The organism is Burkholderia contaminans (assembly GCF_029633825.1).
GTDB classification, from domain to species: Bacteria; Pseudomonadota; Gammaproteobacteria; order Burkholderiales; family Burkholderiaceae; genus Burkholderia; species Burkholderia contaminans.
This window is the reverse complement of the sequence record NZ_CP090641.1, coordinates 2,575,701-2,596,998: the sequence shown is the minus strand read 5'-3', so window position 1 is coordinate 2,596,998 and position 21,298 is coordinate 2,575,701. Positions and strand designations below refer to the sequence as shown.

Below are 21,298 nucleotides of genomic sequence, written 5' to 3'. Positions count from 1 at the left end.
GGCTCGCGATCAAACGTCAGATCAGTTCTTGGCCTTCGGCATCTGCGACACGAGCGACAGCCCGATATCCATCCCTTCGACCTGGAAGTGCGGCACGATGAACAGCTTGATCCGGAAGAAGCCCGGGTTGTCCTCGATATCCTCGACCGTGACCTTCGCCTCGCGCAGCGGATGCGACGCCTGCAGCTCGTCGCCCGGATCCTTCATCTCGGTCACGAGCCCCTTGATCCAGTTGTTCAGTTCGAGCTCGAGCAGACGACGATCCTTGGTCGTGCCGATGTTCTCGCGCTGGATCAGCTTCAGGTAGTGCGCGATACGTGAGAGCAGGAAGATGTACGGCAGCCGTGCATTGATGCGGCTGTTCGCGGTCGCTTCCCTGGTCTCGTACAGCGCCGGCTTCTGCGCCGAGTTCGCCGAGAAGAAGCACGCAAAGTCGTGGTTCTTGTAGAACGACAACGGAATGAAACCGAGATTCGCGAACTCGAACTCGCGCGTTTCCGGGATCAGCACTTCGGTCGGGATCTTCGGTTGGTAGCCGGTGCCGAGGTCGTACAGGTGGACCGGCAGATCCTCGACCTTGCCGCCTGCCTGCGGCCCGCGAATCTGCACGCACCAGCCGTTGCTCACGAAGCTGCGCACCATGTTGGCCGCGAACGCGAACGACGCATTCATCCACAGGTACTTGTCGTGATCGGGGCCCTTGACGGCCTCCTCGTAGTTGAACGCCCGCACCGGCGCCGTGTCCTTGCCGTACGGCAGACGGCCGAGCACGCGCGGCATCGTCAGGCCGACGTAACGCGCATCGTCGGTATCGCGGAAGCTCTTCCACTTGATGTACTCGGCGCGATCGAAGTAGTTGCCGATATCCTGGATCGCGGCCACTTCCTCCATTGACTGTTTGCCGAAGAACGCCGGCCCGACCGAGCCGATGAACGGCATGTGCGCGGCAGCGGCCACCTTCGAAATGTTGCGCAGCAGCGCGACGTCCATCGGCGAATTCGCGAACTCGAAGTCGCTGATCATCGCGCTGATCGGCTGGCCGCCCGGCGTGTCGTATTCCTCGATGTACGTCAGGCGGTACAGGCCGCTCTGGATCAGCTCCGGCGTATCCTCGAAGTCGCGCTGCAGCGCGTCCTTCGACACGTCCAGCACTTCGATGCGCGCGTTCTTGCGGAAATCGGTGCGGCTCACAAGCATCTTCAGGCCGCGCCAGCGCGCTTCGAGCGCCTGGAATTCCGACGTATGCATCACGGCGTCGAGCTGGCGGCTGATCTGGCGATCGATCTGGCCGATATGAAAGTCGAGCAGCGATTTGTCCAGTCGGTCCACCGGCTGGCTCGCCTTCGCAACGAGTTCGAGGAACGCGCCCATCCCGCGCGCGATCCGCTCGTCGGCCGACGCCTCGGACAGCATGTCGTTGTCGCGGAACGCCTCGAGCGGACGTGCCTCGCTGACGGGCTTCAGGTTGATCTTGCTGCACAGCGACGCGTAGACGCTGTCGATATCCCCGTGCGGGGCGTCCAGCACGACGGTCTCGGTCGCGCCGCTCTGCTGGGTTTCAGTGGATTTCATCTCGGGTCCTGTCTGCGATCGAATCGCTACGATGTTGCGGAATGCGCTGAATGCGCGTTTTGCCCAGCTGCGTTCACGCATGCCCTTCCGGCTGCGTCGCGGCGGTCGCGATCTGCGCGAGCTCGCCGCGCAGCTTCGCGGACAGGCGGTCGTCCTTCAGCACCTTCTCGAACTCGCGGCGGAACGTGCCGTTGTCGAGCAGATTCGATTTCAGGTCGCGCAGCAGATTGCGCATCGCGAGAAGCGCCTGCAGTTCGGGAATCTGGCGCGCCACCTGCTCGGGCTCGAAATCCTTGATCGACCGGAACGACAGGTTGACGGGCAGCTCCGACCCATCGCCGGCCAGCGTGTTGTCCGCGGCGATCTTGAGATCCGGCGCGTAGTCGGCCAGCACCGCATCGAAGTTGTTCTTGTCGATGTTGACCTTCTTGCGCTCGGCCAGCGGCGCCTGTTCGCGCCCGGCGCTGAAGTCGCCAGCCACCAGCAGCTTCAGGGGCAGCTCGACCTTCTTCTGCGCCCCGCCCGTATGCAGATCGAGGGTGATCGACACCCGGCTCTTCGGGATCTCTCGCTGAAAGCTATCCAATTCGTTCTCCTTATCTCAGGAAGCTTGAAGACTCCGCGACACGCACCCACGACCACGGATGCTCCGTCGTCCGCACCGCCCCATGCCGAACCCCGCAACGTGCATCGACGAACGACCGAGTCGGATATTCGCGGCCCGATATCCGACTCAGGCGGCAGAAAATATCACGCTCTTTATCGACGAGTAAACCCTAAACACTGAAATTCGAAAATTAACGACACGGAGACTTTAACGAATAAGACGAGTCAGATTTCTCCACACTCGCAAACCACCTACCCTACCACCCGATCACCATCGACCGAACACTATCAAACAAACTCACAAAATTCACGCAAACACTTGATTTCAATCATAAATAATTACATACCAAGTAAACATAAATCCCAATAAAAAATCGCGCCGATCGCTCCACCTCCCGCAACCTTCCCGCACCCGAAAAATCTCGCAACAAATCCCCCTCTATCTCAATTTAATAGACACACTTTCCAACACATTCAAATAAAATGGGGTATACGAAATCACGAAACGATGTATAGAATCGGCGCCTCATAATTCCTATATCGTTATCGACCACACCATGCGGATCGAAAAGCCGCTCTGGCATGAAGGGCTGATTCTTACGCAGCAGCATTTCCAGCAGCAGGAACGCTGGAACGGGTTCGCGCTGCAACAACTGGCTTCGACGATCGCCGTTGCGCCATGGGGAACGCTGAACGTCGACGTCGACGAAGAGGCATTGGCCGCCGGTCGCCTGAAGCTCACCCGGCTGCAATTGCGTTTCCCCGACGGCACGCCGATCGACACGACCGTCGCCGATGCGTTGCCGCCCGCGCGCGACCTGGCCAGCGAAATTCCTGTCGATGCCCAAACCATCGACGTGCTGGCCGCGCTCGCACTGCCCGATGCGAACGGCAACAACTGCCGCTTCGACGAAACGGCGCTGGCCCGCCCGCGGCGCACGTATCGCGAATTCGTCAAGGTGACAGACCTGAACGGCGCAAGCGAAACCGAAATCGCCGCCGAGCGCCACGCCGTCCGGTTGCTGTTCGGCTTCGAGTCGCACGCGGACGACACGGCATGCGCGATCGCACGACTGATACGGACGACGAGCGGGCAGTTCCAGGTCGATCGCCGATATGTCCCGCCTTGCCTGACGTTATCCGGTCACGCGCTGCATATCGAGCGCGTCCAACGGATCGCCGATATCCTCGCCGCCAAAAGCGCGATCCTCGGTGCGCGCCGCAGAGAGCGCATCGAGCAGGTGGCCGAGTACGGTGTCGCCGACGTCCAGCTCTTCTGGCTCCTGAACTGCATTCATCAGGCCTGGCCGCAATTGCGCTTCCTCGCGTCGCACCCGGGGCAGCCGACCGATCGCCTGTACCAGGTACTCACCCAATTGGCCGGCTCGCTGACCACGTTCTCGACGCGCGTCTCGCTGACTGATATTCCCCCCTACGATCATGCGAGCGCCCATGACGTGTTCACGACGCTCGAATCGCTGATTCGCGATCTGCTCGACGCGATCATCCCTTCGCGTGTCGTCTCGATCGGGCTTTCACATACGACACCGACCACCTGGGTCGGGCAGTTCCTCGACGAGCGCATCGCCGAGGGCGCGGCTGATTGGTATCTGTCCGTCAACGTTGCACTGCCGGCATTCGAGCTCGTCGAACAGTTCCCGCGCCTGTGCAAGATCGGCGCACCGGACGACGTCGAACACATCGTCAATTCCGCCGTAGCGGGAATTCCGCTCAAGGCTGTGCAGCGGGTGCCCGGCGCCATTCCGGTCCGGCTGGACAACCACTATTTCGCACTCGATGCGCACGATGCCGCGCATGCGAGGATGCTCGCCGCGCGCGCCTGCCAGATCTATCTGCCGGCGTCGGTTCCCGACGCGTCAATCGAACTCTATGCGGTGCTGCGCTGATGAACACCATCGTCTCCACGCGTCACGAATCCGCGCTGCTCGCGCGGGAACCGTCGTCCGGTCACTCGTCCCAAGCGCCCATGCGTGCGCTGCTGCGCGATACGGCGCTACTCGTCGCTCACCTGTCGAACGGCGGTCAGGTCGACAGCCATGAAAGCCTGCGTCGGCAATGTCTCCGGCTCGTCGCGCAGTTCTCGACCACGCTCGATGCGCAAGGGGTTGCCGCCGACGTACGGGACGATGCCGTCCTCGCCCAGTGCGGGCTGATCGACGAAGCCGCACTGCGAAATCTGCCGGCCGCCAGCAAGTCGGAATGGGAGTCCCGGCCGTTGCAGGTCGACCGATTCGGCACGCACGACGCAGGCACGCGCATTTACGAACGGCTCGAGTACCGGATGCGCGAACCCGCACCGAACGTCGACTTGCTCGAATGCTATGCGGCCATTCTGGGCCTGGGTTTCCGCGGCTGCCACGCCGCCCGTTCGGGCTCGTCGGCGAACACCCACGACGGCGAGACGAAGCGACAGTCCTTGATCGCCGCGCTCGTGGCGCAGATCGATCGGTTGCGGCCGGCCACGCGGCCGGGCTTCGTCAACGATCGCTCGAACACGCGACTGATTGATCGCCTCAGGAGCCTGTCGCCATGGGTGATCGCGGGAACAGTCTGCGTGATCGCGATACTCGTCTGGTTCGCGTGGGATCGCATCCTCGATGCGGAACTGGCACAACTCGTCCAGAAAGTGAAACGGCCGTGACTTCGGACACTGCGCTCCCCTCAGCGGCGACCCGCACCGATTCCGATGCGGCACGCGCGGCCCTGTCAGGTCTCGGCTATCCGCTGCGCACGGTCGTGACCCTGTCGACAGCACTGGCGCTGGCCGTCATCGGCTGGGTCCTGCCCGTCGACCGCGGCGTCATGTGGGGATGGGTTGCGATCGTCGTCGCGCTCTCCGTGCTGATCCTCTGGCTGCATGCGCGCAGATTGTCGCGTGCTCGCGAACGAAACGTGCACGTCATCGCGCAACTCGGCGCAGCAACCGCCGATCTGCCCGTCGCACTGCGCACGAGAATGCCGCTCGCGCTCGTTACCGGCGACGGCCTGTCCGCCTTGTTCGATCGCGATACGGAACGATCGCGTTTCGTCCATGTCGGCGACGGTGCGATCTGGTTGCGCGCCGATCACCCTCAGGATCTCGCCCGGCTCGCCGTTGCGGTCCGCCAGTGGCGCGACGGCCATGCGCCCGATTGCGTCGTGCTGTCAGTCGCACCTGGCCTTCATGCGAACGACGATACGCTGTCGCAGTCGCTGCGCGTGATCCGTCAGGCCGTTGCGGATGCGTCTCGCATGCTCGGCACGTCGCTGCCAGGCTACGTCGCCCTCTATCAGCGACTCTCGAACGCGGATACCGCGACGATGCCGGAGGCCCGGTGGTATGGCATGTCGACGGGATCGGCAATCGTCGATCTGCACCGCTTCGACGCCGCAATCGACGCAGCCGAATCGGATGCCCTCCATGCCGATGGAAATCAGGCGGTTGCGGCACGCGCTGCCGGAATCGCTTCGATGGTCGGATGGGCCCGACGCATCGTGTTCGACACGCTGACGGACCGACGCCAGCCCGCATCGCCCTGGCGATTGTTCGGCGTCGGCTGGATCGACCATGGCCCGGCAACGGGTCCCGGCAAACCGTGGGAACGTGAAGTGCGCAGCCTGACGGGTATCGCCCCGGCCGCACTGCCTGCATCGCCGCTACCCTGGCCCTTGCCGCAGCCGCTGATCGACGCGATGCCGCCTCGACCGTGGCGATCGCCACGCATCACCGCTGTCGCGCACGTCATTGCGATCGTTGCCTGCGCGGCAATCGCCGCCATCTGCGGAGCCGCGAAGAACAACGACGCGTTGATGACGCGGATCGGCGAACACCTCGAACGCTACAACGGTATCCCTGCCACACAGGACGCGGCAAAACGCGACGCCCTCCGGGTCCTTGCGTCGGATCGCGATCAACTCGACCGGTACGCGCGTGTCGGCGTTCCGCTCCGGCTGTCGTTCGGCACCTATCGTGGCGCACCGTTGCTGCCGGTTCTCAACGAAGCGATCGCCTCGTACGCACCGCCCCCACCGCCGCCCGCCGTCGTCACGCTGGACAGCATGTCGCTGTTCGACAGTGGCAAAGCGCAGCTCAAGACGGGCACCACGCGCGCGATGGTCGATGCGCTCACACTGATCAACGCCCATCCCGGCAAGCGCGTGCTCGTCGCCGGCTATGCGGACGATCAGGGCCGGCCCGATCGCAATCTGAAGCTGTCGATCGATCGTGCGTCGGCCGTGCGCGACTGGCTTGTCGAGGCATCCGGCATCCCACCGACACAGTTCGCGATCCAGGGCTATGGCGATACGCGACCGGTCGCGGATAACGCCACACCGGAGGGGCGTGCAAAGAATCGTCGGGTCGAAATCACGCTCGTGCCCGATACACAGGTGTCGGCCGTCCCGACCGGCGCCGCCAGGTAATACGCGTTTGGGTTCCCGGGGCAACCGCCCCGGGATTGTCAGCGCCGGAATCCGGTTCCGGCGATTCGTAGTACGAAGAAGAAGGAGTGAACAAATGGCAATTCCGGCCTACATGTGGCTCAAGGACGACGGTGGCGCGGACATCAAGGGTTCGGTGACCGTCCAGGATCGCGAGGGCAGCGTCGAACTGGTTGCGTTCGATCACGGCGTGCATATCCCGACCGATGGCAATACGGGCAAGCTGACCGGCACGCGCGTGCACAAACCGATCACGCTGACGAAGGAAACCGACGCGTCGACGCCGTATCTATACAAGGCCGTGACGAGCGGCCAGACGCTGAAGTCGGTCGAGATCAAGTGGTACCGCATCGACGACGCGGGCAAGGAGAAGGAATACTTCAACACCAAGCTCGACAACGTGAAGATCGTCGCGGTGAAGCCGAAAATGCTCGACATCAAGAACCCCGACTACGAGAAGCACAACCATCTCGAAGACGTGGAACTGCGTTACGAGACGATCACCTGGTCGTACAAGGACGGCAACATCATCCACAAGGACACCTGGAACGAACGTTCCTGATGGACTGAACGGCTGGCGGCATCCGCCGCGCTTGCGCGGCGCGATCCCGCCGCTCCGGGCGCCCGCCCTCTTCCCTTCCTGACCCGTTACCGACATGACGCCGCCGCTCCGGGACGCTTCCCATCTCCTTCGTCGCCTCAACCCCCACTGCACCCGCGCACTCGAGGCCGCCGCCAGCCTTTGCCAAACGAGGCTCGCGGACGAAATCGCGGTCGAACACTGGGTGCTGAAGCTGATTGAAGCGGACGACGGCGACATTCCCGCCCTTCTGCGCCACTACGACCTCGACATCGATGCCGTCTGGGATGCCATGATCGACGTGATCGACCGCATGCCACGCACGTTGCGCGGCATGCCGTCGCTGTCGCGACAGCTCGCCACCGTGATCGAGGATGCGTGGGCGCATGCAATGGCCGACGATCCCGACGGCAGCATTCGCTCCGGGCATCTGCTGCAGGCCATCGTCGATGCGCCACACTCGCTGCGCACCCAGCGGGCGTGGCCGCTGCTGTCGATCTCCAGCGTGCAGATCCGGCGCGTGCTGCCCCGGCTCGGACGACGGTCTTGCGAAAACGCAGCGGACGAACCCGTATCGACGCACGAAACCGACCCGGTCGACAGGTTGAGCACCGAAGGAGCGACGACGTCAGCCCCCGCCGCACCACACCCGCGCGCGCGCGCGATCGAGCATGATGCGCTCGCCCGCTTCGCACTCGACCTGACCGAAAAGGCGCGTCGTGGCGAGATCGACCCCGTCTTCGGACGCGACCGCGAGATCCGGCAGATGATCGACGTGCTCGCGCGCCGCCGCAAGAACAACCCGATCCTGGTCGGCGAGCCGGGTGTCGGCAAGACCGCGCTCGTCGAAGGGCTCGCGTTGCGCGTGGTCGACGGCAGCGTGCCGGAAACGATCCGTGACACACGCATCCTGACGCTCGATCTCGGCTTGCTGCAGGCCGGGGCAGGCGTGAAAGGCGAATTCGAGCAACGGCTGAAGAACGTGATCGACGAGGTGCGCGCTTCGACGACGCCGATTCTGCTGTTCATCGACGAAGCGCATACGCTGATCGGCGCGGGCAACGCGGTAGGCGGCGCCGACGCGGCCAACCTGCTCAAGCCGGCGCTCGCACGCGGCGAGTTGCGCACGATCGCGGCCACCACCTGGGCCGAATACAAGGAATACTTCGAACGCGATGCCGCGCTCGAGCGGCGCTTCCAGCTCATCAAGGTCGACGAACCCGATGATGAAGCTGCCTGCCTGATGCTGCGCGGGCTCGCGAGCCGCTACGCGAAGCATCACGATGTCCACATTCGCGACGAGGCGATCGTCGCGGCCGTGCGGCTGTCGCGCCGCTACATTCCAGCCCGGCAACTGCCGGACAAGGCCGTCGACCTGATCGATACGGCCGCCGCGCGCGTGAGGATGGCGCTCGACGTACCGCCTGTGGAACTGCAGCAGGCGCGCGCTGCACTGGAGGCGCTCGAACTGGAGCGCGCCGCACTCGATGCGGACGTCGGCGCCGGGATCGTCGACATCGCCGAACGGCGCACCGCGATCGACAGGGAACACGAAGACATGCGCGGCACCGCCGATGCGCTGCTCGGCCAGTACACGCGGGAACAAGAACTCGTCGGCAACTTGCGCGCCCTCCGTGGCGCAACCGATCAGGCGCCCGACCCGGCAGCCATTTCCAACGCGCTCGACGCGTTGTCGACCGCTCAGGGCAAAGCACCCATGATCTCTGCCGACGTCGATGCGCAATCCATCGCGCGAGTCGTCGCCGAATGGACGGGCGTGCCGGTCGGCAATCTCGTCGAGGACGAATTGCGCAGCCTGCTCGCGCTCGAAGCGACGCTCGCCACACGCGTGGTCGGACAGGATGAGGCGATCGGCGCGTTGGCCGAAAGCCTGCGCACGGCCAAGGCGGGCCTGAAGAGCGAACGTGCGCCGCTCGGCGTCTTCCTGCTGGCCGGGCCATCCGGCGTCGGCAAGACCGAGACCGCGCTGGCGCTCGCCGATCTGCTGTTCGGCGGCGAGGCCGCGCTGACGACCATCAACCTGTCCGAGTATCAGGAAGCGCACACGGTATCGCAACTCAAGGGCTCGCCGCCCGGCTACGTCGGCTACGGGCGCGGCGGCGTACTTACTGAAGCAGTGCGCCAGCGTCCATACAGCGTCGTGCTGCTGGATGAAGTCGAGAAAGCGCATCGCGATGTACTCGACATCTTCTATCAGGTATTCGACCGGGGCACGATGCGCGACGGCGAGGGGCGCGAGATCGATTTCCGCAACTGCGTGATCGTGATGACGTCCAATCTCGGCAGTACGCAGATCGACGACGCGACAGCCGAGGACGCCTCGATCGCACAAGCCGCGTTGCGTGAGGCCATTCATCCGCAACTCGTCGCGCATTTCCAGCCGGCGCTGCTCGCGCGCTTCCAGACGCTCGTCTATCGACCGCTCGATGCTGCGGCGCTCGCGTCGATCGTGCGAATCAAACTGGACAAGATCGCCGAACGCCTGCATTGGCAACACGCCGTGACACTGGCGTATGCGGACGATCTTGTCGAATCGATCGCGCAGCACTGCGTGTCGCGGGAGTCCGGCGCACGCAGTGTCGACGCGTTCCTGAACCAGCGCGTGCTGCCCGCCGTGTCTCGTGAATTACTGGCGCGGATGGCATCGGCCATCACGCCACGGCAGATCGCGTTGTCCGCGACGGCCGCAGGCGAGTTGACGATCGACTTCGTCGATGCACCGACGGCGAGCGACGACGGCACCGAGCAATGGAGCCACCGATGACCGCCGGCCCCTCCCTCTACGACATGCTGCTTGGCCAGATCGGCGGCGCGCCGATCGGCGCATACGACGACCGGACGCTCGAATGTCTGAGCGTGCAGCAAAACGTGCGCCGCATTCTCAATACGCGGGCAGGCGCGCTCAAGCACCTGCCCGACTATGGCCTGCCCGACCTGACAAACATCTACAAGGCACTCCCCGCGTCGTCGCATTTGCTCAAGCAGCAGATGGAGGCGACGCTGCTGACGTACGAGCCGCGCATTCGCGCGATCGACATCGGGATCGTCGACAACCGCGATCCCGGCATCCTGGTCAGCTTCGAAATGACCTGCCATTTGAAGAACGCCGGCCTCGTCCGTTTCGGCACCTACTTCGAGCCGCCCGGGCGCCTGCGCATCGAACGGTACGTCGCCCGCTCATGATCACGCGCGATCAGCCCTCGTGCGCCAGATGCACCGCATACCCCACCTTCCCCGGCACGATCTCGTCCTTCAGCGTCAACGCCGGAATCTCGTAATCGCCCGCGTTCTGCCGCCGGAACGGGATCGGCTGCGTGGTCCACAGTTCGTCCAGGCGCCGGCCGAGCGCCGCACGCGTTTCGTCGAAGCGCACGTCGTTCATCTTCCCCGTCCGGTAGATCACGAACGGCGGCAGCACGTCGAAGCCCGGGTAATACAGCATCCCGTGCTGGATCGGGAACAACACGTCGTCGATCGGTCCGTTGATGCCGCGCGGGCTGTAATGCGACTGCCATCCGCCTGCCGTGACGATCACCATCGCGCGCTTGCCGGCAAACGAGCCTTCTCCATAACGATCGCCCCAATGCGTATCGGAATGCTCGCCCACGCCGTAGGCAAAGCCGCACGCATACACGCGTTCGAACCAGCCCTTCATGATCGCCGGCATCGAGAACCACCACAGCGGGAACTGCAGGATCACCGCATCGGCCCACCGCAGCTTGTCCTGCTCGCGCGCGATGTCTTCGCGCTGCGTGCCGGTTGCAAACGCGTGCTTCGAGTCGTTCGACGGGTCGAAACGAGCGTCCGGCTCACGCCCGGTCAAGTCGTCCGCGTCGAACGCAGCCTTCCAGTTCATTGCATACAGGTCGGTCACCTGCACCGCGTGGCCGGACCCTTCGAGATGCGCAACGGAAAAGTCGCGCAATGCGCCGTTCAGCGAACGCGGTTCGGGATGGGCATAGACGATCAGCACATTCATGTTCGGTACTCCGTTGATTGAATGACTGCAGGATGCCGCTGCCAACGGTATATTTGAAATGAATTCCTGATATTCCAGGTATAGCCATGAATAATCTCAGGCGACTCGATCTCAATCTGCTCGTCACGCTGGACGTGCTGCTCGCCGAGCACAACGTCACGCGTGCGGCCGAAAAACTGAACATGTCGCAGCCGTCGGTGAGCGTGCAATTGCAGAAGCTGCGCGACGTGTTCGGCGATCCGCTGCTGCTGCCGGGGCCGCGTGGAATGCGGCCGACCGCGCGCGCGGAAGCGCTGCGCGAACCGTTGCGCGATGCGCTCGAAGCGGTCGAGCGCGCGGTCGTTCCGGCCACGCCGTTCGATCCCGCGACCGCGACGAACACGTGGCGTGTGGCCGCGACCGACTACGGCGAATCGACGATCGTGCTGCCCGCGCTGAACACGCTGCGTTCGGCCGCGCCCGCCACACGCGTCGCCGTGGTCGAGCTGGTGCCGCCTCGTATCGAGCAGGATGCCGAACGAAACGGCATCGATCTCGCGTTCCATACGACCGAAGGGTCGCCGCCCGGCATGCGGCGCTTGCCGCTGTTCGCCGAGCGTTACGTGCTCATCGGCCGCGCCGGCCACCCGAAGCTGAAGCGGCGCCCGAGCCTCGCGCAGTTCGGCACGCTCGAGCATGTGATCGTGTCGCCCGACGGCGGCGGCTTCTTCGGCGTGACGGACGAAGCGCTCGCGAAGGCGGGCGCCACGCGGCGCGTCGTGCTGTCGGTGCCGCATTTCCTGTTCGTGATGTCGGCCGTGGCCAGCACCGATCTCGTCGCGATGGTGCCCGAGCGGCTGGTGCGCGACGTCCCCGCATTACGGGTGGTGGAAGCGCCGGTCGAGGTGCCCGGCTACGAAATGTCGATGCTGTGGCACGAACGCGTGCATCGCGATCCGGCGCACCGGTGGTTGCGGGAGACGATCGCGGCAGCGGTGTAGATGGTTCGCCTGCCCGGTGCTGCCGCCCGCTTCGATCGCCATCGCACGAAATCCTTCATCCGGGGCTTGAAACCGCGCCAAACACTGTATATATTTACAGTGCTTTTGCACCATTTGACCCGAATTCCGTCATTCACAGACGAACGGACTTTTGTGAGGCGACCATGTTCCAGGCATCCGCATTCGATCCCGAGCAACCCGGCTTCAACCCCGTCCACTTCGAGCGCGCCGCGCAGCGGGCGGTCGTCGATCTGCAACGTGTCGCGGGTGGCCCCGCGCAGCGGGCGCTTGGCCTGCGGCGGCGCACCCATCCCGCGGCCGTCCGCACGATGAGCTGGCAGGCACTGCTGAACGTCGAAGAGCTGGCATTCTCGAATGCCGGCTTCCTGAGCCGCAACGATCCGGCCGTCGTCGATGCGTTCATCCGGCTGCGCGACAGCCGCCTGGTCGCCGCGGATGTCGAGGAGCCGGTCGACTGGCGCCGCGACGACGACGACCTGCCGGCCATCTACCTGATCGTCAAGGCGATGCTGGAAGCGGAAGAGGAAGAACGCGCCGAAGCAGCGTGAGCGATGTGATGGCCGTTCGCGGCCACGGTCTGTCGGCGTAGCGCCGCCACATTGCGTGGCGGCGCGGCCGGCGCTGCTGCTCGTTGCAGCGCTGCGCCCGCGAATCAGTGCATCAACCGAAGGGCCAGGAACCGCCGCGCAAGCGGATCACCGCCACGCGGCGTACCTTCGGGTGGCCATTGCGGCAGCCGCCCGTTATAGCCGCGCGGCGAGCCGTGAGCCCTGATCGATCGCGCGCTTCGCGTCGAGCTCGGCGGCCAGTTCCGCGCCGCCGATCAGGTGCACCGAGCGCCCCGCCGCCTGCAGCGGCGCGAGCAATGCGCGCTGCGGCTCCTGCCCCGTGCAGAGCACGATCGTGTCGGCTTCGATCAGCTCGTGATCGGTGCGCTGCTCGCCGTATGACACGTGCAGCCCGCGCGCATCGATCCGTTCATAGTTCACGCCGCCGATCATCTTCACCTGCTTCATCTTCAGCGTCGCGCGGTGAATCCAGCCGGTCGTCTTCCCGAGCCCCTTGCCGAGCGGCGCGGCCTTGCGCTGCAGCAACGTCACTTCGCGCGCGGGCGCCGTCACCTGCGCACGCGTCACGCCGCCACGCGTCACGACCGGGTCGGTCACGCCCCACTCGGCCTTCCACTCTTCCAGGTCGAGTGCCGGCGACTCACCCTCCTGCACCAGATACTCGGCGACATCGAAGCCGATCCCGCCGGCCCCGACCACCGCGACACGCCGGCCGACCGGCCGCTTGCCCGCGAGCACGTCGATATAGCTGAGCACGTTCGGCCCGTCCTGCCCCGGGATCTTCGGGTCGCGCGGCGCGACGCCGGTCGCGAGCACGATCTCGTCGTAACCGCCCGCGATCAGGTCGCTCGCGTCCACGCGGCGGTTCAGGTGCAGGTTCACGCCGGTCAGTTCGACCTGGCGGCCGAAGTAGCTCAGCGCTTCGTGAAACTCTTCCTTGCCCGGAATCCGCTTCGCCATGTTGAACTGGCCGCCGATCTCGGCCGCGCCGTCGAACAGGTCGACCTGATGGCCGCGCTGCGCGAGCACGGTCGAGCACGCGAGCCCGGCCGGCCCCGCGCCGACCACCGCGATACGCTTCGGCTGCGCGGCGGGCGTGTATTTCAGCTCCGTCTCGTGGCACGCGCGCGGGTTCAGCAGGCACGACGCGATCTTGTTCTTGAACGCGTGATCGAGGCACGCCTGGTTGCAGCCGATGCACGTATTGATCTCGTCGGCACGGCCCTGCGCGGCCTTGACCACGAACTCGGCATCCGCGAGCAGCGGGCGCGCCATCGACACCATGTCCGCGCAGCCGTCCGCGAGGATCTGCTCGGCCACTTCGGGGCGGTTGATCCGGTTGGTGGTCACGAGCGGAATGCCGACCTCGCCCTTCATCTTCTTCGTCACCCACGCGAACGCGCCGCGCGGCACCGACGTCGCGATCGTCGGCACCCGCGCCTCGTGCCAGCCGATCCCCGTGTTGATGATGGTCGCGCCTGCCCGCTCGACGGCCTTCGCGAGCTGCACGGTTTCGCTCCAGTCGCTGCCGTCCGGAATCAGGTCGAGCATCGACAGCCGGTAGATCAGGATGAAATCGCGGCCGACCGCTTCGCGCGTGCGCTCGATGATCTCGATCGGCAGCCGGATGCGGTTCTCGTACGAACCGCCCCATTGGTCGGTGCGCTTGTTCGTATGCATCGAGATGAACTGGTTGATCAGGTAGCCTTCGGAGCCCATGATCTCGACGCCGTCGTACCCGGCTTCACGCGCGAGCTTCGCGCAGCGGACGAACGCGCGAATCTGCCGCTCGACGCCGCGCGCGCTCAGTTCGTGCGGCGCGAAGGGCGAGATCGGCGACTTGATCTTCGACGGCGCGACCGCGAACGGGTGATAGCCGTAGCGACCGGTGTGCAGAATCTGCAGCGCGATCTTGCCGTCCTCCGCGTGCACGGCCTGCGTGATCTCGCGATGCCGCCGTGCAGCGGCCGACGTCATCAGCGTGCCGCCGAACGGCTTGGTCCAGCCAGCCACGTTCGGCGCGAAGCCGCCCGTCACGATCAGGCCGACGCCGCCACGCGCGCGTTCGGCGAAATATTCGGCGAGCCGCGGCAGCGTCTTGCGGCTGTCCTCGAGGCCCGTGTGCATCGAGCCCATCAGCACGCGGTTCTTCAGCGTCGTGAAGCCGAGATCGAGCGGGGCAAGCAGGTGGGGAAAGGTCGTGGTCATGATGAGCGTGCCAATTCGTGCCAATGAGCGATGCGTGACATCGTAGGCGCGCGCCGCCTTGAACGTGAGGGGGCAAACAGCCATAATGCTTGTCATTTCCGGCCAAGACGACATGACCTCCCCTCTCGCCAAGGATCGCCTCGGGCTGCGCCGGCCGACGATTCCGGTCGCCTATCCGCGCCTGCTGCTGCAGGCGCTGGCCGCGCGCGGTGTCGACCTGGCCGCCGTGCGCGCCGGCACCGGCCTGCGCGACGCGGTATTGGCCGAACCGGACGCGCGCGTCGCGCCGTCGCAATGGGGGCGGCTCGTGCTCAACGCGATCGAGATCAGCGGCGATCCGGGCATCGGGCTCGCGTTCGGGCTGCTGCTGAAGCCGACCGTGCACGGCTTTCTCGGCTATGCGACCCTGACCGCGCGGGACATCCGCGAAGCGCTCTCCGTCACGCAGCGCTACTTCCGGATGCGCAACCGCCAATATCGGCTGACCTATGCAGAAGACGAACGCGGCGCGACGCTCGAACTGCACGGCGTGCAGGCGAGCCCCGTGCTGCAGCATCACGTGATGTTCGAATTTGTACTGACGGGGCTCGCGCAGAACATCTCTCAATGGGCGGGGCGCGTGTCGCCGCCGATCAAGCTGCAATTCGCGTGGCCGGAGCCGCCCTATTTCGCGCGCTATCGCGACCAGCTCCCGCCGGTCGAATTCGGCTGCGCCGCCAACGCGCTGTGGATCGCGCGCGACGTGCTCGACTGGCCGCTGCCGCTCGCGGATGAAGTCGCGCACCGGCAGGCACTCGTGCAGGTGGAGCGTGAATATGCGCAGGTGCGCCAGGAGGAAGGCGACCTGGTCGAACGCGTGCGCGCGGAGCTGGCACGCGGCGCCGGCGATTACCCGGGGCCGGAGACACTTGCCGACGCGCTGCTCGTATCCACACGCACGCTGCGGCGCCGGCTGGAAGAAGCCGGTTCGAGCTATCGGCAATTGCTCGACGAAGCGCGGTTTCGCGACGCGAAGCAGTTGCTTGCCGCGTCGGATCTCGACCTGAAGACGATCGCCGAGCGGCTGCAATTCACCGACCCGGCGAATTTCACGCGCGCGTTCCGGCGCTGGGCCGGGCAGACGCCGAGTGCGTATCGGGACGCCGCCGCGGGCACGTCGCACGAATGATGCGGGGCTGCGGGCGGCACGACGTGCCTGCGCGGCATTTCATCGGTATGATCAATGCCACGCCAAAGCGGCGCCCGCCGGCGCACTCTCCCGCCCCATGCCCAATCACACCGCCCTGATCGATGCGACGATCGACCGTATCGACACGAACCTCATTCGTGTCGCGTCCGATATCAAGAAGGTGCCGCTGTATCGCCTGACGATGCAGGGCGCGTGCTACTTCATCGCGGCGGACGATATCGATGCGGAGGCGTTCAAGCAGATCGATCGATTGAAGCCCGGGATGGCGGTGCGCGCGTGTGTCTTCGACGATCGCGGTCGCCGCAGCATCGCGTGGATCAAAGGCAACGACGTCGCAATCGCTCCTTACAACGTGTTCAGGCAAAAGAGCAGCAACGTGTCGCTCCTCATCTGGGCGTCATGCATCTTCATGCTGAGCCTGCTGATCGACGGCGCCGCCTTCAAATCGGGCTGGGCGTTCGTCGGCGCGGTGACCCTGGTCGTCGGCATCATCAGCCTGCTGGGCACCCTGCTCGCGATCGCCGGCCTGTCCGAACTGGTCTTCCGGCCCCAGCGGCGCGAAGCCCAGGAAAAGTGGCAATACGAACCGGCCAGTTTCACGGCGGAAAGGAGCAACGGATGAGCGATCGCACCATGCAGATCGCGTCCGGTTGCGTGACGTCGGTCAGCCAGAACACGATCAGTACGAAGGTCTGGAGCAACAACCTCGGCATGACCACGCAAAGCATCGAGGAGATTGCGCTCCAGCTCGACACGGTCGACGCACCGCTCACGCTCAGGACGGACAGCACGCGAAGCGTGTTCATCGTCGCGGGCGACCGGTTGACCGTTGCATACACGCAAGATCGGGATCGCCGCGCCATCTACGCTATCCGCAACGCGACCGACGGCTCGGTATATCTCGTTCGCACTGCGAAAGTCGCGGCTGCCCGCATGGATATCGTCGTAACGATCGGCATGCTGGTCGCCATGGCCATCACCATCGGCCTCGTGTCCGCGACGGAACGCAGCACGGACAGCGTGCTGGAGATATCCACGTGGTTCGGCGGCGCCGCGATCGCGCTCTTCCTGCTGAGCACGATCCTGCGCACCGTGTTCGGCGCAATCTTGTGGCCCGAGATCCGGCGGCTCAGGCAGCCAGGCGGCAAGCGCGAGATGAATGCTGCCCGGCACGCACTGTCGCTCTCGAACGAAGAAACGTCGCACATTCGCTTCATCTGAGCCGATCCCGCGCACGAAACGTCAGAGGTCGACGCAAATCCTCGCGCCGCCATCCCCTTCTTCCGCTTCGATCCGCACGTCCCCCGTCGCGGCGACGATCGCGTCGTACACGTGATCGCTCACGCACACCACCGGCACCGCGATCGCATACAGCTCGGCGGCCACGATCGCGCCGATCGAGATGATCAGGTCGCGCTCCTTCAGCACGATCGCGACCGGCCCCGTGCCGTTGCGCACGGCTTCCGCGAGCACGCTGCTGCTCGAACTCGAGCCCTTCGCGTGCGGCATCACCATCACCTTGCCGGCGAGGCTCGCACCGGCCTGCGGATGCCCGCGATCGACGATCTTTCCTGCGCCCGAGTCGTAGCCGCCCCAGAAGCTGAGCGGCTTGTCGAGCACGAACGGGCGCGCGCACGCGCTGCCCGGCACGAGCGTGTCGCCCGTCAAACCCTTGTGCGTGGCGTCAGTCATCGAATCGCACCTTTCCTTCGTATGCCGAACGAACGCATTCGCGCATGCTGCCGTACGCGACCATCACGCCGATGTTCGCGGGCGCATACGACGCCCATTTCCCCGAATTGGTCATCACGAGCCCCGACAGTTGCTTCATCACCGGCGTGATGTACGTGCAGGTGTCCACGACGATCTGGATGCCGCGTGCGGCGAATTTCTCCGCGAGGCCGGCTTCTTCCAGCTCCCACAGGATGAACCGGCTCGTGTTCACGTAGAAATCACAGGCCGGCTTGCCGTCGAACGCGTCGAGCAACGTATCGAGCGTGCGGAATTCGGCCAGCGAGAAATGCGGCGTGCCGAGCGCCACCGCGACGAGCGCATCGCCGGCCGCGCCGTGGTTCAGCGTGCGGCGAATCTCGTCGAGATCGGCCATCGTGACATCGACCGTGCGTTGCGCCGCTTGCCCGTGCAACGCGGCGTCGAGCGTGGGCGCCTCGGGCGTCACGCCAACCGCATGGAACAGCGCGACGGCGCCGCTCGATGCGGCAGCCGCGCCCAACGCCTTGAGTTCGTCTTCCGTGGTGTCCGCCGGCAGCCCGACGATCGCCGGCACCACCGCGCCCGCGATCCGCCCGATCAGGAGCCCGAGCGCGGCGAAATGGATGTCGCGCGACGCCAGGCGGCTGAAATCCGGTGCGTTGAACACGATCCGCGCGGCGCGGTTCGCTTCGACATGCAGCCCCGCGTACGGCGCACGCCCGGTGATCGCGGCAGCCAGGTCGAGAAAATCGCCGTACCGGCTCGTCCGCGCGCCGAGCACCGAATTCGCGAACACGATCGCGTTCGATTCTGCCCATGCGATCTGCTCGCCTTTCGCGGGACGGTTCTTCAGTTGATAGGGCGCGCACGTAAAGCTCGATTCGCATCCGAGCTGCAGATGCGCGTCCATCAGGCGCTGCGCATCGCGCCGGATCGTGCGGTCGCCGTGGTACAGCTCGGGATGGATCAGGTCGAGCGACCCGACGTTCAGCGTGGTCGGCACCGCGACCTTCGCGCCCGTATCGACGAAATACTCGACGAAGTCGAGGCTGGTCTGGCCGTGGTAAAGGCAGCCGTCGATATGGGCGGACGTGATGTCGATCAGGCGTGGCGCGGACATCACTTGCGCCGTGCGCGCGACGATCCGCATCGCGCGCGCGACGCCGTCGCCGAAATCCCCGCGCAGCATGGCGCTGTCGCGGTCACTCAACTGCAGCATCGGTTGCTCCTCTGACGCGTGCCGGCGGCGCCGGCTCGTGAAATCCGTCAGGGGACTCTACAACTGGAAATAAAAACTGTCCAGATCGCCATCGATCCGGACAGTTTCAAAAACCAATTTACGCCACTGAGCGCCACGGAAGCGACCAATGGCTCGAATTCCGCTCCAGTTTGCCGCCAGCCCGCCGTCTAGCGTTCCGCGGTCACACTGAACAGTTCGTCGCGCAGCGCCTTCGCGCGATCGCGGCCGAACCGCGTCTCGAATTCGTCTTGCGCGGCCTGCCATGCGACTTTCGCTTCGGCGAACGTGCGCTCGCCCAGCTTCGTGAGGCTCAGCGCATGCGCACGCGTATCGTGCTCGGACGCGGCCGTCGCGACGAACCCGTCGCGCTGCAACGGCTTCAGCGCGCGCAGCAGCGTCGTGCGATCCATCACGAGCGCATCGGCGAGTTCGCTCATCAACAGGCCGGGCTGGCGCGTCAGGTTCGCCATGATCGAAAACTGGGCGGGCGTGACGCCAACCGGGGCCAGATGGCGCTCGTACAGTTGCGTGACGAAGCGCGCCGCCTGGCGCAGCGCGAGACAGTGGCACGCTTGGGCAATCGAGGTGTCGTTCATGTTTCGCAATTTAAATGTGCATATGCATAAAGTCAATGTACACTCCGCCGTAACAAGGCCGGCGGCCGGCCCTCGCGTCAAGGAGACGGACATGGACTACATCGACAAGCTGCGGATTTTCCGGTCGGTGGTGGAGATGCGCAGCTTCACGCGTGCCGCCGACATGCATGGCCTCGCGCGGCCTGTCGTGTCGCGCGCGGTCGCGGATCTGGAAGCACGTTTCGGCAGCCGGCTGCTGCACCGGACCACGCGCCAGGTGTCGCTGACCGAAACGGCCGAGCGCATCTACGAGCGCTGCGCGGCCGTGCTCGACGAACTCGACTCGCTCGAAGCGGAAGCGCAGGCGCCCACGCGCGAACCCGAAGGCCTGCTGCGGCTCGTCGCGCACACGACGGCCGCGCTGAACCGGCTGGTACCGCTGATCGCCGGCTTCAAGGCCGCACACCCGAAGGTGCGCCTCGACGTGACGCTGACCGAGCGCCCGGTCGATCTCGTCGGCGAAGGCTATGACATCGGCATCGTCGTGCCGTACATGCTGACCAACGAATCGACCGTCGTGCGAATGATCGAGCGGATTCCGCTCGTGATCGTCGCGACACCCGCGTACCTGCGCGCCCATTCCCACCCGGTCGCGCCGGCGGATCTCGCCGACCATCTGTTCGTGCCGATGTCGCCGTCGCTGCGCCGGCCCGCGCTGTCGTTCCGCGTCGACGGCGACCTGCTGACCGTGCCGTTCCGCTTCGACATCTCGTCGAACAGCCCCGTCTTCAACCGCGAGATGGTGATGCACGACTTCGGCATCGGCGTCGTGCCGAAAACGCTCGTCCAGGCCGAACTCGCGTCGGGCGCGCTCGTGCAACTGCTCGCGGATGCCGACCTCGTCGACAAGTTCGTCGAGATCAAACTGGCTTACGCGAACCGCGCGCTGCTGCCCGCGAAGGTCAAGGCATTCATCGACTACACGGCCGCCTATTGCGACCGCGAAGGCTGGATCGTCCCGGCTGCAGCCTGACGCCGATTGGTACGGCCGCGGCAACAATCTGATCGCGCCCCGCCGCTCGCTCCGGGCGGCATTGCCCCCTAACATGTGTACATGCACAAGATGACGCTCACCGATGACGATTGCTTCGCGGTCCGCCAAGCCGCCCGCCGGATCTCGCAGTTCTACGAGCGTTACCTGTCGCAGGCGGGCGTGACGCCGTCGCAGTACAGCATTCTCGCGCTGCTGCGCGACCGGCCCGGCCTGACGATGGCGACGCTGTCGACCGTGCTGGTGATCGAACGCACCGCGCTGCTGCGCGCGCTCAAGCCGCTCGTCGGCGCGGCGCTGGTGGCGGGCCAGATCGAGCCGCGGTGCCGCCGCCAGACGTTCGCGCTGACCGCGCACGGCGAAACGAAGGTCGCCGACGCGCAGGTGCACTGGCTCGCCGCGCAGGAAGCGTTCGAGCAGCGGTTCGGGTCGACGCAGGCGGCCCGCCTGAGAGACGAATTGTTCCGGATCACGCACAACCTGCCGGAACGCTAGCCCCTTCCCCGATCGACGACATGCCGTCGATCGACTTGATAAGTGCATATACATAGGTG

Annotated in this window: 20 protein-coding genes; 13 read left to right on the top strand and 7 right to left on the bottom strand. The window is 65.3% G+C overall.

The window, feature by feature from the left end; all coding sequences use genetic code 11:
- Nucleotides 1–21: 21 nt before the first annotated feature.
- Together tssC and tssB are read right to left on the bottom strand one after the other, a co-directional pair.
- Nucleotides 22–1,572 (bottom strand): type VI secretion system contractile sheath large subunit, encoded by a 1,551-nt coding sequence (tssC, locus tag LXE91_RS29370; protein WP_039344803.1) that lies wholly within the window; start codon nucleotides 1,570–1,572, stop codon nucleotides 22–24.
- A 73-nt stretch (nucleotides 1,573–1,645) separates the two neighbouring features.
- Complete coding sequence (gene tssB, locus LXE91_RS29365) at nucleotides 1,646–2,158, bottom strand: type VI secretion system contractile sheath small subunit (protein WP_034185094.1); 513 nt, start codon at nucleotides 2,156–2,158, stop codon at nucleotides 1,646–1,648.
- A gap of 577 nt (nucleotides 2,159–2,735) precedes the next feature.
- On the opposite strand from tssB, the gene tssK reads away from it, so the two are divergent.
- The 6 genes from tssK (at nucleotide 2,736) to tssE (ending at nucleotide 10,402) form a co-directional block, all read left to right on the top strand.
- Entirely contained in the window at nucleotides 2,736–4,085 is a 1,350-nt protein-coding gene (gene tssK / locus LXE91_RS29360) for a type VI secretion system baseplate subunit TssK (protein ID WP_039344808.1), read from the top strand.
- Entirely contained in the window at nucleotides 4,085–4,840 is a 756-nt protein-coding gene (locus LXE91_RS29355; RefSeq protein WP_039344811.1) for a DotU family type IV/VI secretion system protein, read from the top strand. Before tssK ends, LXE91_RS29355 begins: the two co-directional genes overlap by 1 nt.
- A complete protein-coding gene (locus tag LXE91_RS29350) occupies nucleotides 4,837–6,600 on the top strand; it encodes an OmpA family protein (RefSeq protein ID WP_039344813.1) in 1,764 nt (587 codons plus the stop codon). Before LXE91_RS29355 ends, LXE91_RS29350 begins: the two co-directional genes overlap by 4 nt.
- Before the next feature lie 94 nt (nucleotides 6,601–6,694).
- Nucleotides 6,695–7,180 carry an Hcp family type VI secretion system effector gene (locus tag LXE91_RS29345; protein ID WP_006750272.1) on the top strand — a complete coding sequence of 162 codons (486 nt, stop codon included), beginning with the start codon at nucleotides 6,695–6,697 and terminating at the stop codon, nucleotides 7,178–7,180.
- Between the two features lie 94 nt (nucleotides 7,181–7,274).
- Nucleotides 7,275–9,983, top strand: coding sequence for a type VI secretion system ATPase TssH (tssH, locus tag LXE91_RS29340; protein ID WP_039344820.1), 2,709 nt, complete (start codon nucleotides 7,275–7,277; stop codon nucleotides 9,981–9,983).
- The gene (gene tssE / locus LXE91_RS29335) at nucleotides 9,980–10,402 is read left to right on the top strand and encodes a type VI secretion system baseplate subunit TssE (RefSeq protein ID WP_039344823.1); all 423 of its coding nucleotides are present in this window, start codon (nucleotides 9,980–9,982) and stop codon (nucleotides 10,400–10,402) included. Before tssH ends, tssE begins: the two co-directional genes overlap by 4 nt.
- Before the next feature lie 10 nt (nucleotides 10,403–10,412).
- Here tssE and LXE91_RS29330 read toward each other — a convergent pair whose 3' ends face one another.
- Entirely contained in the window at nucleotides 10,413–11,198 is a 786-nt protein-coding gene (locus LXE91_RS29330) for an NAD(P)H-dependent oxidoreductase (RefSeq protein ID WP_039344826.1), read from the bottom strand.
- Nucleotides 11,199–11,284: 86 nt separating this feature from the next.
- Here LXE91_RS29330 and LXE91_RS29325 point away from each other — a divergent pair, with 86 nt between their 5' ends.
- Nucleotides 11,285–12,178, top strand: a complete 894-nt coding sequence (locus LXE91_RS29325) for a LysR family transcriptional regulator (protein ID WP_039344829.1) — start codon at nucleotides 11,285–11,287, stop codon at nucleotides 12,176–12,178.
- Between the two features lie 164 nt (nucleotides 12,179–12,342).
- Nucleotides 12,343–12,747: a DUF2471 family protein gene (locus tag LXE91_RS29320; RefSeq protein WP_039344831.1), complete on the top strand. Its 405-nt coding sequence runs from the start codon at nucleotides 12,343–12,345 to the stop codon at nucleotides 12,745–12,747.
- A 195-nt stretch (nucleotides 12,748–12,942) separates the two neighbouring features.
- Here the strand turns inward: LXE91_RS29320 and LXE91_RS29315 are convergent, their stop codons facing one another.
- Nucleotides 12,943–14,976 carry an NADPH-dependent 2,4-dienoyl-CoA reductase gene (locus tag LXE91_RS29315; RefSeq protein WP_039344958.1) on the bottom strand — a complete coding sequence of 678 codons (2,034 nt, stop codon included), beginning with the start codon at nucleotides 14,974–14,976 and terminating at the stop codon, nucleotides 12,943–12,945.
- 85 nt (nucleotides 14,977–15,061) lie between these two features.
- On the opposite strand from LXE91_RS29315, the gene LXE91_RS29310 reads away from it, so the two are divergent.
- Genes LXE91_RS29310 through LXE91_RS29300 form a run of 3 tightly spaced genes read left to right on the top strand, consistent with a single transcriptional unit; the run spans nucleotide 15,062 to nucleotide 17,386 of the window.
- Nucleotides 15,062–16,144: an AraC family transcriptional regulator gene (locus LXE91_RS29310; RefSeq protein WP_039344833.1), complete on the top strand. Its 1,083-nt coding sequence runs from the start codon at nucleotides 15,062–15,064 to the stop codon at nucleotides 16,142–16,144.
- Complete coding sequence (locus LXE91_RS29305) at nucleotides 16,104–16,787, top strand: hypothetical protein (protein ID WP_223274273.1); 684 nt, start codon at nucleotides 16,104–16,106, stop codon at nucleotides 16,785–16,787. The genes LXE91_RS29310 and LXE91_RS29305 overlap by 41 nt, the downstream gene beginning before the upstream one ends.
- The gene (locus LXE91_RS29300) at nucleotides 16,784–17,386 is read left to right on the top strand and encodes a hypothetical protein (protein WP_063779050.1); all 603 of its coding nucleotides are present in this window, start codon (nucleotides 16,784–16,786) and stop codon (nucleotides 17,384–17,386) included. The genes LXE91_RS29305 and LXE91_RS29300 overlap by 4 nt, the downstream gene beginning before the upstream one ends.
- Before the next feature lie 21 nt (nucleotides 17,387–17,407).
- Here the strand turns inward: LXE91_RS29300 and LXE91_RS29295 are convergent, their stop codons facing one another.
- The 3 genes from LXE91_RS29295 to LXE91_RS29285 form a co-directional block, all read right to left on the bottom strand.
- Nucleotides 17,408–17,857 carry an aconitase X swivel domain-containing protein gene (locus LXE91_RS29295; protein ID WP_039344839.1) on the bottom strand — a complete coding sequence of 150 codons (450 nt, stop codon included), beginning with the start codon at nucleotides 17,855–17,857 and terminating at the stop codon, nucleotides 17,408–17,410.
- Entirely contained in the window at nucleotides 17,850–19,097 is a 1,248-nt protein-coding gene (locus LXE91_RS29290; RefSeq protein WP_039344841.1) for an aconitase X, read from the bottom strand. Before LXE91_RS29290 ends, LXE91_RS29295 begins: the two co-directional genes overlap by 8 nt.
- A 188-nt stretch (nucleotides 19,098–19,285) precedes the next feature.
- Nucleotides 19,286–19,714: a MarR family winged helix-turn-helix transcriptional regulator gene (locus tag LXE91_RS29285; protein WP_039344846.1), complete on the bottom strand. Its 429-nt coding sequence runs from the start codon at nucleotides 19,712–19,714 to the stop codon at nucleotides 19,286–19,288.
- Between the two features lie 91 nt (nucleotides 19,715–19,805).
- On the opposite strand from LXE91_RS29285, the gene LXE91_RS29280 reads away from it, so the two are divergent.
- Together LXE91_RS29280 and LXE91_RS29275 are read left to right on the top strand one after the other, a co-directional pair.
- Nucleotides 19,806–20,726, top strand: coding sequence for a LysR family transcriptional regulator (locus LXE91_RS29280; protein WP_039344849.1), 921 nt, complete (start codon nucleotides 19,806–19,808; stop codon nucleotides 20,724–20,726).
- An 81-nt stretch (nucleotides 20,727–20,807) separates the two neighbouring features.
- Nucleotides 20,808–21,239, top strand: a complete 432-nt coding sequence (locus tag LXE91_RS29275) for a MarR family winged helix-turn-helix transcriptional regulator (protein ID WP_039344962.1) — start codon at nucleotides 20,808–20,810, stop codon at nucleotides 21,237–21,239.
- Nucleotides 21,240–21,298 lie beyond the last annotated feature (59 nt).